Consider the following 13,192-nt stretch of genomic DNA (forward strand, 5'->3'; position numbering starts at 1 on the left):
GCTACTCAATGACATGAAAATTTTCGACATACGGCGTGAATTCGCAGGGCAATGGCATACCATCGACCATGTGAACGGTTCCGGTACATGGTGAAAGCCGTATTGCCCTGATATTGGTGGCAAGACAGGGCGGTTGCCGCATATGAAACTTTGCGCGTGTCTGGACAACAGCCGGCTTGCCGAAACGGGTAAAATGACGGATCTGTCTGCAAGGTTCAGTGAAGGAATAAAACATGAAGGAGAAAATCGCCAAAACCAATGCGGCACGCATGCTGGACAAATCGAAAATCGCTTATCGTCTGGTGCCGTATGAAGTCGATGAAAACGATCTGTCCGCACGGCATGTGGCCGAAAGTGTGGGGGAAAATATCGAGCAGGTTTTCAAAACGCTGGTATTGCATGGCGACAAAACCGGGCATCTCGTCTGTGTCGTGCCCGGAGATCATGAAGTCGATCTGAAAAAAGTCGCCAGGGCATCCGGTAACAAGAAATGCGAAATGATTGCCGTGAAAGAACTGTTGCCGCTGACGGGTTACATTCGCGGGGGGTGTTCTCCCGTCGGCATGAAAAAACATTTTCCGACCTTCATTCACTGCACGATGGAGCAGTTCGACAAAATCTACGTCAGTGCCGGCGTTCGCGGTCTCCAGATCGAAATCGCTCCGGCCGACCTGATCCGGGAAGTCCGGGCGACACTGGCCGATCTTGTGGTCGAGTGACCTCCGTCTGGCAAAGGAGAGTGGATTCAGGAGAAAAGTGCGATGCCGGGAAGAAACGGCGGTTTCACAGAAAGGCCTGAACGTGCCGGACGCATATTTTCATGCCGATACCGATCAGGATGAGCCCGCCGGCCAGTTCGGGCCTGAATTTTTTCAGACCACCGAAATACAGGCCGCAGACATATCCGGCGATCGACAGGACGAATGACACCAGCCCGATAATCGTTACCGGGATTATCAGCGCGACAATGGAATCGGTGTCGAAAAAAGCCAGCGATACACCGACGGCCAGCGCATCGATACTCGTCGCTATCGCGAGCATGAGAAGGCGTGTACGGGTAAAGTCAATAGCCTGTCTTTTTTCCGGAGACGCCCTGAAATTCTCGTAAATCATCCGGACACCGATGAAAGCGAGCAGTACCAGTGCAATCCAGTGATCGATATTGTCGATCATCTCGCTTAACCAGAGCGAAGCCGCCCAGCCGATGACGGGCATCAGCATCTGGAAAAATCCGAAAAGCGCGGCGCTTCTGAAAATAATCCGCCATTGCGGGCGTTTCAGAAGAATGCCACCGGAAACCGAAATGGCGAAACTGTCCATAGCCAACCCGGCAGCCAGTATCCATAGTTCGAAAATCGTTATGACCTGTCGGGGTTCAGAATGTGACTGAAAATTGCATGAAAGAAACATATTAAAAGAAAAACAGATTGTTTTAAATAGCTTTTTTCAGACATTTCCGTTTGAATACCGCTATTTCAGGTCGGAAGGCGCTTGAGTGGCCATGGCAAAAGGGGACGGCCCGATTCCCGATAAAAACGGGAAAACCATCCGGCGAAATGAAAACGCACAGAAACCCGAGGGGAAAGGAAAGGGAATCCACACTTTTGGCCCACCGCCATGCAGTGGCCGGAACAGGACCGGAATCGCGGCAGTCTCCCATGAAACGGATACCGGCAGGAGGCGGAAAATCGCCGAAATGTCTGTACCCGGCCCCGTATGCCATGCCGCTTGTCCGGTTTTTTTTACATGGAATCTTCCGGTACCCGTTTTTCCGCCGATGACCGGTGCTGCTTGCAAAGTCCGGCCTGTCCGGACGGTTTGCATTGACCGGGACAGGGCGATTCCATTTGACTGGCCGGACAGAAAAAGGGGGAACGGTCCGGCTCATGAAAAAACGGCCAGATGAGGCAACGCAAAGCGTCATGCAAACTTTCCGGTAGATTCGTGTCTAACTGTCCGGATGGACATCTTCAACCAACTGCACGGATAAAGACATGAGAATCAATACAGGGCAGGGAAGTATACCTCTTATCACACTAATCGGCATCTGGTCCATTTCCGCCCTGAATGCCTTGCCGGGACTGGCTGTCTCGCCGATTCTGGGCCAGCTCACGGAAACGTTTCCCGATGCCAGTGAACTGGACTTGCAGATGCTGACGTCACTGCCGTCACTAATGATCATACCGTTCGTCATCGTCTCGGGAAAACTCACGGAAAAAATCAACAACATCCGGCTTCTGCAAGCCGGACTCGGCATTTTCGCACTTTCCGGCATTCTGTATCTCGTCTCGGACAAAATGTGGCAACTCGTGGCCGTCTCGGCGCTTTTGGGAGTCGGTTCCGGGCTGATCGTTCCCCTGTCGACCGGCCTGATTTCCCATTTTTTCGTCGGAGACGAACGGGTCAGACAATTCGGTTACAGTTCGGCGATCACCAATCTAACGCTGGTGATCGCTACCGTCGTGACCGGTTATCTGGCCGAAGTGAACTGGCGGCTGCCTTTTGTCGTCTATCTTTTGCCTGGCATTTCCATCGTCCTGTCCTTTTACCTGAAACGCAGCATGGAAAAGGAAGGGAACCCTTCCAGTGAAAACATGCTGGTTTCGGCCGACAAAAATACGGAGACGACGGTCAAGAGCAAAACGGGTTTCATGGTCGGCAACCTGATCGAAACCATGATCATTTACGGTCTGGCGACCTATCTGGTCATCATCATCAGTTTCAACCTGCCGTTTCTGATGCGGGAATATCACTTTTCCAGCGGGAACGCCGGTATCATGATTTCCCTGTTCTTTCTGGCCATCATGATTCCCGGTCTGGCCATGAAGCCGATTATCCGGGTGCTGAAAGACATCACCCTGTTCGTCAGTTTCGTCGCGATTGCCGTCGGACTGATGCTGATTCTGGTCGCCCCGACGGAATGGTTCATCGCGCCGGGCTGCATTCTGGCCGGACTGGGGTATGGCGTCATCCAGCCGTGGGTCTACGAAAAGGCGACCCACATGGCCGTCCCGCAAAAAGTCACCATGGCACTGGCATTCATCATGGCCATGAATTACATCGCGATACTGGTGTGTCCGTTCATCATCGACTTTTTCGGATGGTTTTTGCATTTCGACACCCAGCAGTTTCCGTTCGCATTCAATCTGGCCATTACGGTATCAGCAGCCGTTTATGCCTGGACACGGCAAAAATCCTTCGTGTTCAGTTCATGGTAAACCGGCCGGCATACGGTTGAAAACCGAGGAAAACCTCCTGCCATCCCCAAACGGAATGCCGGGAGGCCGAACTTTATCGTTAAACGTTGCCGACATCGGGAAAAACCGTTGTTTTTACTCTGTACATCCCCTGTTTTTCCGGTTCAGACAACCCAAAAACGGCGCAAAAGTGCTATGTTAGGGAGGCGAATCATATTTTCAGCCAATTGAAAAAGGAACCGAATATCATGAAACGTATGGGACTGATGCTGACGCTTGCTGCCGTATTGCTTCCACTCGCTTGCAAGGTGGCCAAAAAACATCGTTTGTCGCGCAAACCGGTCGTCGTTCTCGACATGGACGTCGTCGCCGAACGCTCGCTTCCCGGCAGGGCAGCGGCACAATACATCAGGACCGTCAAAAACATCCTTCACCGCAGTGTCGAGGAAACCCGTCTCGCCTGGCAGGGCCGTGAGCAGACTCCCGAGGGTATCCGTGCCATTTCGCAGGCCCAGTCCAACTACCAGCAGCAACTGGCGCTTTACCAGAAAAAACTGGACAACGAAATCGGTGACATCGTCAGTGCGGCAGTCCGTTCCTGGCTGTCCAGAAACAAACATGTCGCCGCCGTCGTTCCGGCGGACGAGACGCTGGGATACAACAAGACGGCCGATATCACCCGGCAGATCATGGCCGAGGTAGACTGGTACAAACCGTCGTTCCCGCCTTTGCCGCGTACCCGTGCCAATCGGGCCGTCTTGTAAAAGAGTAGCGGCACAATTGTAAATAGTCTCCGTGTTCTGCAAGATGGATAAATGGCATTCCGGTATATGCCGCTTCCTGCTCGGATACGGCTTGTCGGTCGCATACCATGAAAATTCCCCGGTTTTTTATGGATTGTTTCCGTTCAGTCACGGAAAAGAAAAAACGGGAAACAGGTAAATGGCAAAGCTGAAACAAGGCAGCGACAACAGTTTGGCCATCCTGCCGTTTCCGGTCTGCTTCTTTATGGACGGTCTGTTCTGGTTGCGGAAAATGGTTGTAGATTTTTTCCGATATGCTAGATGAAAGGGAATGGATTTGTTTCAGATGGGGCATGACAGTGTTTCCTGATGGCAGGAAATAGGGCGAGTGCAACAAAACCCCGCCCCCATCGGGGAAGCGGGGTCAAGAGGAAAGACCGGTTTATCCCTCAACCGTTTTCCGTTTGACGGATATCCGGTTTTTCCGTTTGTCTCATGTCAGAAGCTGTACCGGATGCCTCCGCTGACCTGATAGGTGGTTCTGACCGGGTTGCCTGCCGTGGTTTCGACTTCTCCGTACGCCGCCAGACTCTTGTTGATGTTCCAGGTTCCCCCCAGCGCAAATTCTCCCCACGTTCCTCCCATGTCTTCCGTGTAGCTGCGCATGGCTTTTTTGTTGCTGACCCGGGTTTTGGCGTCTCCTTCCCAGTCATGCAGGACGCTGGCTTTGAGGTAGGCGCTTCCTGTCTTTTCCGGCGATATCCATCCGGCCGCGATTCCCACTCTTCCCACGGCGGTGTCTATGCCTTCCTGTTTGATGTTTGTCCCGACGTTTGTTGTGTGGCTGACTCCGTTCAGGTGTCCTATCATGAGTTCGGCTTGCGGTTCTATGTAGTAGTCGGTGTCGGCTATGCCCAGTCTCCAGCCGTATTCGACTGAGGCACTGGTTCCCCATGTGTGGTAGCGCCCGTTTACGCCTGTCCCGCTCTGGGTGTGCAGGTCAAAGTCGGTGTCGAGTTTGTGTCTTTTGATGATGATGTCTACATATTGGCCGTCATCTGCTATCCAGCCTCCGTACAGGCCGAAGCTCCAGTTTTTGTCGTCTGTACTGCCGTTGTCGAGTTTGCCTTCTCCGTCTGTGTAGCTGGCGGTTCCTCCCACATAGATGTTTCCGATTCTTTTGTCTCCTCCGATTTGTAATGTCTGGTAGGTGTTGTGGATGCTCTTGTATTCGCTTTGTCCGGCAACTGCTCTGGCCCACATGCCGTCACTTTGCGGCATGCTGCGCAAATCTCCCATGCGTTTGGATACGTCGTTGGTTTGCGCACGGAAGGTCAGAAAGTTCATCGCTCCTATTTTTTGCAGGCTGTCTGTTACGGTGTTTTTCTGTTCTGTATAGGAGGCAATTGTTCCGTCAGGGTTCAATATTAAAGTGCTGTTTCCTATGAGGGTATTTTCCCGGGCAGTGATGGTGTAAGGGGAATCGGATTGCCCGATATTAAGGACCGATGCCATGGCTTGTGCATCGCCATTTAGCTCTGCCGCTTCCTGAGACAGGATGACATTCAATCCTTCTCCGCTATTGTGGGTGATGTTGATCTGGTCTGCTTTTGCGGAACTGGTTATGATTGCGGTTGAATTCTGGTTGTTCAGGTTTGTGATGTTCAGTGTATTGCCGTTGGTATTGATTTTTGCACCGGACGACTGAATAGCCAACACATCGGAAGCATCGCTGACATTCCACTGTGCATTGTCGCCGAGCATCAATGTCGTTCCGTTTTTCGTTGCCGATATCCTTTCTTCACGACTGTTCAGATTCCGGATCGAACCGTTCAGATAAGATGCTTCTCCAGACAATGAGATCGAAACATTGTTTTGCGTTGTTTCATCGTTGTATGTCAGTATGTCACCTGCAATTTTCGTTATCCCGTTTTCCGAAAGTGACTGAATGAGCAGAGAACTGTTTTGAAATGCATCCTGAGGAAAATTTTCGTTTCTTCCATTGAAGCAGTCTTCGATGACACCAGCCGAGATTTTTCCGGTTATTTCGATGTCGTCAGACTTGATCGTAAGATTTCCACCGAAAGAAGACAATGCATACTGTTCCTTTCCCTGTGGCTGTGAAACTGCCACTTTGTCTGCCACGATGGTAAGATTTGCCTCATATGAGCGCAGTAATGCGTTTTTCGCGGTTACGGACTGGCCGGCCATTTCCAGCAATGTCAGGGGAGAATTGTCTGAACCTAACGAAATGGTGGAACCCGGATTGGCCTGAATGACACCATAGGAAACTACTGTGCCGGATTCAACTGTCAGTTTTGCCTTGTTGCCAGTCAGAATGCCTGCCATGAATGTCGTTTTCTGATCCGTGCCATCTGCGGTTGAAACGTTATGGATGGTCACATTGGCTGTTTCTGTATCGACGCTAACGCGCTTTTCAAATTCAAGTTCCTCTGCGTAGAAATCGACTGTACCCTGGGTATTCAGATTTTCGATAACCGCCTTTTTTAAGGAATTTCCCTCGGAATCTCCAAGCTTGACCTTCCCTTTGGAAGATACCCACAACTGGCCCCTGGTAGATAGCGAATCGGCATTGATATCCAGAGAACCGGATACACTGGTCGGGCTATTGAGAGAAACATCTTCGGCAGCTATCTCCAGCTTTCCCGATTCGCCGATATTCATCTTTCCGTTTACTTCGACTGCCTGTGTGGCGTCGATATGAATGGTTCCACCGGATGCAACAAGGGCATTTTGTGCATTCGATGGTGTGGAAAAAGCGAGATTCTGGAAGCCGGAGAAATCGATGGTCTTGTCTTGTCCCGAAAAGATCAGGGTGTTTGTATTGTCAGAACCATTGAATGTAGCGGATATGTTTTCGGCAGATTCGACACGGAAATCCAGAGATTGGACATTGGAATTGTCCCACAGGGCTGCGCCCCATGCGTTCGAGAGCGTGACGGTATTCGCTTCACCTTTATCGAAACGTCCGATAATGTCGTCAACCGCGTTTTGCGTCTGGGCACTGGACGATATGTCGATTTCAGCGGCCGGAACTGGCGATGACAAGCATGAGAAAAGCAGGGCCATTGCAACGACCGGTATAGCGGTTGTCACACTTTTTCCGGTCTTCGCTTTTGCCAGTTCGCTGGCGGCGATGCTGGTACCGGTTGCCTTGCTGAATATAACCTTGAATATCCGATTCATCTTTTTTCAATCCGATTGATATTGTCAAATGGCAGTTAATGAGCGTTAGCGGTCATTGGTTTTATCCAACTGGTTGATTTGAATGTTTTTTTTTTTTTTTTTTTTTTTTTTTCAGACCGCTTTTTGCGTTCCTGTCCGGAGCGCTTTCGTGTGTCATGTCTCAGACTATTTTTGCCTTACATTTGATAGAATTAGCAGCGGGGGTCTGTTGTTGTGCATAGTTCTGGAAGTTCCATTAACGCTCATTAACGGTTTTTATGCGGACATTGGTTTGTATTTCCAGTACAACATTTCCCACACAATCCCCGGTATATCCGGATGCGGAAACGCGTACCGTTTTTTATGGAAAGTACGGCAGGACGACGGTCGGTAATCTCAGTATCGTCTGCCAGTGGCGGCAGTCATGTCGTAGCAGTCTGACCGGTGTTTTACCCGAAAACCGTATTCCGAATGCCGGAAAGAATTGCCGTCATGTGCGTTTGCGGGGTTACGGATTCCGGCTGATCCATGTCACATGGTCAGTCAGGGAAAAGCGGCGATTCCGGTTTTAAAAAAGGGTGGCAGCTGTTAAAATTCCCTCTTTCCGGAAGGGGCCGGCTTCGGGCCGAATGCCCCCGACACAGGGAACACGGATATACCGGCTTTCTGCCGGAACGCTTCAGACGGCCGGTTTCAACCGGCCGTATTCGTGAATGGAGGGGATAAAATACAGCGGAACATGCATCGGAATCCGCCGCATTCCATCCCGTTATTGTTTCTTTCAGGAAAAGAACCCGACAAAGGAGTTGCAACATGAATATCTGGCACGACATCGCTTCCGAACGTGTCAATCCACAGGATTTCTATGCCATTATCGAAATCCCGAAGGGCTGCAAAGTCAAATACGAACTCGACAAGGAGACCGGCATGCTGCTGATGGACCGCGTTCTCTATACCTCGACCCACTATCCGGCCAACTACGGCTTCATTCCGAAAACCTACGCAGATGACCACGATCCGCTGGACGTCCTTTTGCTGTGCTCCGAAACGCTGGTTCCGCTTTCCATGGTCCGCTGTTTCCCCATCGGCGTCATCATGATGGAAGACGGTGGCGAAAAGGATGAAAAAATCATCGCATTGCCTTACGGAGATCCGACCTACAACAGCTACAAGGATATCAGCGAGCTGCCGGAACATATCATGAAAGAAATGTCCCATTTCTTTTCCGTGTACAAGGCGCTGGAAGGCAAGAAAACCTTCATCGAGTCCATCAAGGATCACAAGAGCGCCGAGGAAATCATCGCCAATTGCATTGCCAAATACAAACAGGCATTCCCGCAGTACGCCAAGTGATTTTGCCGGAAACGGAAATGTGCCGGAAAACGTTTCCGTTTCCTCACCGCACTTGCCGGTTTCTTTATTCACACCATTTTCAGGCAGCCGCGGTAAACCTGTTTTGTTCCATTGACGTTACATTAAAAAAACGATTCTCGACCTGGAACAAATGCAAAGCATGAAAAACGTCTAGACTTTTCCCGGACAGCCGTTCACGGGGCGATCCTTTTTTGTCAGACCACTTGAAGAAACGTGGTCAACATACAGATTTTTCGAATGTTTCATGTCCCATGCAGAAAGTGACCACTTTCAGGGAAAACCGATACCTCTTCAAAAGGAGAACCATGGCAGACAATCCGGCTCTTGATCCGAAAACAGCAAAAATCCTGCCGTGGGTCGTCGCGGTCGCCTTTTTCATGCAGATGCTCGATGGCACGATTCTGAACACGGCCCTGCCGACCATGGCAAAAGATCTGCATACCAATCCGCTCCAGATGCAAAGCGTCGTCATCGCCTACATGCTGACCGTGGCGCTCATCATTCCCGCCTCGGGCTGGCTGGCGGACAAATTCGGCATCAAGCGGGTTTTCCTTTTCGCCATCGCCCTGTTTACCGCCGGCTCGCTGGCCTGCGGGCTGTCCCCGACACTGGAAGTCATCGTCGCCTGCCGTATCATTCAGGGCATCGGCGGAGCACTGATGGTGCCGGTCGGCAGGCTAGTCGTTTTACGAGCCTATCCCCGCGAACAACTCGTCACCGTATTGAGCTTCATCACCATTCCGGGCCTGATAGGGCCTCTGATCGGACCGACACTGGGCGGTTTTCTGGTCGAATACGCGTCATGGCACTGGATTTTCTTCATCAACATTCCCGTCGGCATCATCGGCATTCTTTCCACCATGAAATACATGCCGTATCTGGCAAGGGGAGGGGAACTTTATCCTTTCGACAGAATCGGATTCATTCTCTTTAGCGCGTTCATGCTGACGATCACACTGGGACTGGAAGGCATCGGTGAATTGCATCTGGCCTATGCACCGATGGTTTTGCTGATCGTTTTCGGCATCGTCTGCCTTGTCGGTTATGTCCTGTATGTCCGCTATATTCCGCGACCGCTGTTCTCTCCCGATCTTTTCAGGGTGCGGAATTTTTCCGTCGGCATCCTGGGCAATCTGTTCGCCCGGCTCGGCAATGGCGCCATGCCTTTTCTGACGCCATTACTTTTGCAGATCGGGCTGGGCTATTCCCCGATGAACGCCGGGCTGTCGATGGTGCCGATGACGATCGGCGCCGTCATCGCCAAAAGTGCCGCCACCCGGCTGGTCAACCGTTTCGGTTACCGCCTGATCCTCACCATCAACACCCTGTTGCTGGGACTGATGATCGCCCTGTTTTCCACCATCAGCAAGGAAATGAATTACGGGCTCATGATGGTGATCTTCACTGTTTTCGGCATCATCAATTCCATGCAGTTCACGGCCATGAATACCGTCACGCTCGTCGATCTGTCGGATGAACAGGCCAGCAGCGGCAACAGCCTGCTTTCCGTCATCATGCAGCTGTCCATGAGTATGGGCGTGGCGATCGCCGCCGCCATACTCGGAGAATTCACCGGGGCCAGCTCGCTTTTGCAGGCACGCGACGTCATCGCGGCCTTTGCCAAGACCTATCTGTGTCTGGGTTTTCTGGCGGCCATATCCACGGTCATCTTCATTCATATCCGGCCCGGCAGCGGCAAGGTCCCGCCCAAAAACCCGCAACCGCCGGTTTCGGCCGATCACTGAGACTGCCGTTTCGCAGGAGAAAGGAATCGTTGTCCGATAATCGGTTAAAATATTGCCTTGAAGAAACCTTGAGATACATGCAATGTATCCCGAAACAGGATACGAGCTATTTTTGCCGTTGGATTACCCTGCGCCGTTACCAAACTGACGCCAGAAAATCTGTTCCCGTAACTCGCACATACTGTCGGATATGGATAATTTGCTGAAAGTTTTGGCCCTGGCCAATTATGAAGTCGTCTATCTCGTCGATTACCGGAAAAAACAGTATCGCAAAATACTGGCGAAACCGGCGATCGACCCGCTGTATCCGGAAACGGGGGAATTGAACGATGCTGCCATGCGCACCTATCTGGACAGCGTGCTGCCGGAAGACCGGAAAAAACTCATCCGTGAAACGCAACCGGAACATGTCCTTTTGGCGACACGGGAACACGGCAAAATCATCGTTCCCTACCGCCGGCTCTCACCCGGGGGAAAACTGCTTTACCGGAAAATCGTCATCATTCCCCATCCTGACAGTGCCGGACACATCTTCGCCATTCATGACATGACGGAGGAGATGCAGCAACGTCTGGAAAGCGGGCGCGATCTGAGACTGAAAGAAGAGGGGATCCGTTTCATTGTCGAGAACATGTGCGAGAACTTCATGATAGTCGATACGAAAACGCGCCATTGCACCACCTATACACACAATAGCCGCATCATCTGCAAAAACGATTTCGACGAACAGATTCGCTGGTTTGCCGAAAATCTGATCGTACCGGAAGAAAGGGAAAACTACTGCCGCTATTTCAATGTCGATTCGCTGATGACGAAAATCGCGGAAGAAGGCGGTGTTTGCCATACCAGCTGTACAGTCGATTATGGCGACGACCGCCATACGATCGCCATAACATCGACCCTGATTACCGATCCGGAAAACGGGACGGAACCGCCGTTTCTTTTCCTGTATGCACAGGACGTCACTTCCGTCAAACGCATGGAAGAAACGAACCGCCAGTTGCTGTTTTACAATCAGCATGACAAGCTGACCGGTCTGATGAACCGTTTCGCCACGGAAAAACGGGTGCGGGACCACCTTCACGCTGCACCCACCGGGATGGGCAGCACCTTCATACTCATCGATATCGACCATTTCAAAAGCATCAACGACCGTTACGGACACCTGACCGGAGACGATGTATTGCGTTTCATGGGCCAGTCCATGAAGCAGGTTTTCCGTTCGGAGGATGTCCTGTGCCGCTGGGGCGGAGACGAATTCGTCGTTTTCGTCAGGGGATTCGCCGATGAAAAAGCCATGCGCGACCGGCTGGGCATTCTTCGCAAAACAATGGGAACGTTCACCCATCAGGGAGCCAGCCTTGATATCACGCTCAGTATCGGCGGAGTCTGCCTTCGTTCCGGCACGACCTTGAACAGGCTTTTCCGGCTGGCGGATGAGGCCTTGTATGAAGTCAAGAATCACGGCAGAAACGGTATTTGTTATTTCGTTCAAACAGATTGTCTGACGCGACAAAAAGCGCGTTTCACCGGCATACGGACGGATACGGAACCTTTTCCGTCCCGTCAGGTACAGGGGGATGGCTGGACCCGGCCCGCACGGACATAGGTCTTCTTCCGTTTACCAAAATCCCAACCGCTAACCGGGACATCCTCCGCTACAGAATTCCTATATTTTCATAGGCTACATATTGATGCTTTGTCATGAAATTTACTCTCCGGCTCCCGGGTGGCGAACGTAGCGGCAATTCCGCGGGAACGGCGCAACAGCGACGTCCCGGCTGTTCATTTTTTGCGAAAACGTTACAATGCATCCTTTCGTCAGGCACGCGACGGATGAATTGGGAAAACACGTTTTCCGCATATTCCGCCATTCATTACTCCCGTGCTAACAGTCCGGCAAACGGTATATTGATCGGACCATCCACCCGTTTTATGCTGGAACCGGATTCGCAAACAGGGCTTTCCGTCGCGGTTCGATGCATGGCTACGGGAAGCCCCGTTTCTGACGGGGAGAAGGCACGGACGGATGAATACAGTATCGCGGCGACCTGGAAAACAACTGACACTTTTCGGAAAACATCATGCTTGTATTTTTGACCATGCTGGCGATGGGCGGCCTGATCGGTTTTGTCGGAGCCGGCGGGGCGGGAGTCGTCATCGCCGTCCTGACACTGGTTTTCGGCATCCCGATCCACACAGCCGTCGGCACATCGCTGGCCGCGATGATTTTCACCACCCTGGCTGGCGCTTTCAGCCATTTCCGGGAAGGCAACCTCAATATCAAGGTCGGAGCGACCGTCGGTATCGCCGGGGCGGCAGGCGCCTTCATCGGATCGAAAATATCGACCCTTCTGCCCGCTACGGAACTGAAATACTGCACGGCGACCATGCTCGTGGCCTCCGCCGTGCTCGTCTATACCCGTCTGACCTGGCCGGATCTTCCCCTGTTCCATACGAAAGAAGGGCAGAAACCGGTCACGGACGGCGGCCGGTTCTGGATATTGGCCACACTCGCCGGAATCGGCAACGGACTGTTGTCGGGAACGTTCGGTTTCGGCGCGGCCCAGTTCATCCAGCTTTCGCTTCTGATTTTCTTTGCCATGCCGCTTTTCCAGTCCGTCGGCACGACCATGCTGATCATTCTGCCGATTGCCACTTTCGGCGGATTCGGCTACCTGTTGTCCGGCTACCTGGATTTCATGTTGTTCATACAGGTTCTGCTGGGCCTGATGACCGGCGCATACGTGGGAGCCAAATTCACGCGGCATGCCCCGCGGTGGTTCCTCAAATGGATGATGGTTCTCCTGCCCGGTGTTGCCGGTGTACTGATGATTGTCATGAACCGCTAAAATGTCCCTGTCGTTATAACCGGCAAGCCGGCCTCGTCCCGCCGGTTGCGCCTGTTTCCGGAACGTCGGCATCGCCGCGAAACGGCCTTGTGAGC

General features: G+C 52.1%; 11 protein-coding genes. 8 read left to right on the top strand and 3 right to left on the bottom strand.

The annotated features are described in order from the left end of the window. Position 1 precedes the first annotated feature (1 nt). A complete protein-coding gene (locus tag NB647_RS06060; RefSeq protein ID WP_269282417.1) occupies positions 2-235 on the bottom strand; it encodes a hypothetical protein in 234 nt (77 codons plus the stop codon). Between NB647_RS06060 and ybaK the strand changes: the two genes are divergently transcribed. After that, positions 234-719 carry a Cys-tRNA(Pro) deacylase gene (gene ybaK / locus NB647_RS06065; RefSeq protein ID WP_269282418.1) on the top strand — a complete coding sequence of 162 codons (486 nt, stop codon included), beginning with the start codon at positions 234-236 and terminating at the stop codon, positions 717-719. The two genes, NB647_RS06060 and ybaK, sit on opposite strands and share 2 nt — an antisense overlap. A gap of 64 nt (positions 720-783) precedes the next feature. Here the strand turns inward: ybaK and NB647_RS06070 are convergent, their stop codons facing one another. Then, positions 784-1,320, bottom strand: a complete 537-nt coding sequence (locus NB647_RS06070) for a manganese efflux pump MntP (protein ID WP_269284746.1) — start codon at positions 1,318-1,320, stop codon at positions 784-786. 674 nt (positions 1,321-1,994) lie between these two features. Between NB647_RS06070 and NB647_RS06075 the strand changes: the two genes are divergently transcribed. The 3 genes from NB647_RS06075 (at position 1,995) to NB647_RS06085 (ending at position 4,265) form a co-directional block, all read left to right on the top strand. Next, positions 1,995-3,218 (top strand): MFS transporter, encoded by a 1,224-nt coding sequence (locus NB647_RS06075; protein ID WP_269265745.1) that lies wholly within the window; start codon positions 1,995-1,997, stop codon positions 3,216-3,218. A gap of 227 nt (positions 3,219-3,445) precedes the next feature. Next, positions 3,446-3,961, top strand: coding sequence for a hypothetical protein (locus tag NB647_RS06080; RefSeq protein ID WP_269265747.1), 516 nt, complete (start codon positions 3,446-3,448; stop codon positions 3,959-3,961). Positions 3,962-4,139: 178 nt separating this feature from the next. Continuing rightward, the gene (locus NB647_RS06085; RefSeq protein WP_269265748.1) at positions 4,140-4,265 is read left to right on the top strand and encodes a hypothetical protein; all 126 of its coding nucleotides are present in this window, start codon (positions 4,140-4,142) and stop codon (positions 4,263-4,265) included. 173 nt (positions 4,266-4,438) lie between these two features. Here NB647_RS06085 and NB647_RS06090 read toward each other — a convergent pair whose 3' ends face one another. Then, on the bottom strand, positions 4,439-7,147 hold the full coding sequence (locus tag NB647_RS06090; protein WP_269282419.1) for an autotransporter outer membrane beta-barrel domain-containing protein: 2,709 nt from the start codon (positions 7,145-7,147) through the stop codon (positions 4,439-4,441). Between the two features lie 792 nt (positions 7,148-7,939). On the opposite strand from NB647_RS06090, the gene NB647_RS06095 reads away from it, so the two are divergent. From NB647_RS06095 to NB647_RS06110, 4 genes are all read left to right on the top strand, one after another. Next, positions 7,940-8,479: an inorganic diphosphatase gene (locus tag NB647_RS06095; RefSeq protein ID WP_269265751.1), complete on the top strand. Its 540-nt coding sequence runs from the start codon at positions 7,940-7,942 to the stop codon at positions 8,477-8,479. A 326-nt stretch (positions 8,480-8,805) separates the two neighbouring features. Beyond that, entirely contained in the window at positions 8,806-10,245 is a 1,440-nt protein-coding gene (gene mdtD / locus NB647_RS06100) for a multidrug transporter subunit MdtD (protein WP_269282421.1), read from the top strand. 199 nt (positions 10,246-10,444) lie between these two features. After that, a complete protein-coding gene (locus tag NB647_RS06105) occupies positions 10,445-11,854 on the top strand; it encodes a sensor domain-containing diguanylate cyclase (RefSeq protein WP_269282423.1) in 1,410 nt (469 codons plus the stop codon). 475 nt (positions 11,855-12,329) lie between these two features. Further along, complete coding sequence (locus NB647_RS06110) at positions 12,330-13,097, top strand: sulfite exporter TauE/SafE family protein (RefSeq protein WP_269282425.1); 768 nt, start codon at positions 12,330-12,332, stop codon at positions 13,095-13,097. Positions 13,098-13,192: the final 95 nt, after the last annotated feature.

Origin of the sequence: Oxalobacter aliiformigenes (genome assembly GCF_027116575.1) — a bacterium.
Lineage (GTDB): Bacteria > Pseudomonadota > Gammaproteobacteria > Burkholderiales > Burkholderiaceae_D > Oxalobacter > Oxalobacter aliiformigenes.

Excerpts from the sequence above, each read along its gene's own strand:
- NB647_RS06075 (WP_269265745.1), top strand. The coding sequence starts at position 1,995 with ATGAGAATCAATACAGGGCAGGGAAGTATACCTCTTATCACACTAATC.
- NB647_RS06095 (WP_269265751.1), top strand. The coding sequence starts at position 7,940 with ATGAATATCTGGCACGACATCGCTTCCGAACGTGTCAATCCACAGGAT.
- NB647_RS06085 (WP_269265748.1), top strand. The coding sequence starts at position 4,140 with ATGGCAAAGCTGAAACAAGGCAGCGACAACAGTTTGGCCATCCTGCCG.
- mdtD (WP_269282421.1), top strand. The coding sequence starts at position 8,806 with ATGGCAGACAATCCGGCTCTTGATCCGAAAACAGCAAAAATCCTGCCG.
- ybaK (WP_269282418.1), top strand. The coding sequence starts at position 234 with ATGAAGGAGAAAATCGCCAAAACCAATGCGGCACGCATGCTGGACAAA.
- NB647_RS06090 (WP_269282419.1), bottom strand. The coding sequence starts at position 7,147 with ATGAATCGGATATTCAAGGTTATATTCAGCAAGGCAACCGGTACCAGC.
- NB647_RS06080 (WP_269265747.1), top strand. The coding sequence starts at position 3,446 with ATGAAACGTATGGGACTGATGCTGACGCTTGCTGCCGTATTGCTTCCA.
- NB647_RS06110 (WP_269282425.1), top strand. The coding sequence starts at position 12,330 with ATGCTTGTATTTTTGACCATGCTGGCGATGGGCGGCCTGATCGGTTTT.
- NB647_RS06070 (WP_269284746.1), bottom strand. The coding sequence starts at position 1,320 with ATGGACAGTTTCGCCATTTCGGTTTCCGGTGGCATTCTTCTGAAACGC.
- NB647_RS06060 (WP_269282417.1), bottom strand. The coding sequence starts at position 235 with ATGTTTTATTCCTTCACTGAACCTTGCAGACAGATCCGTCATTTTACC.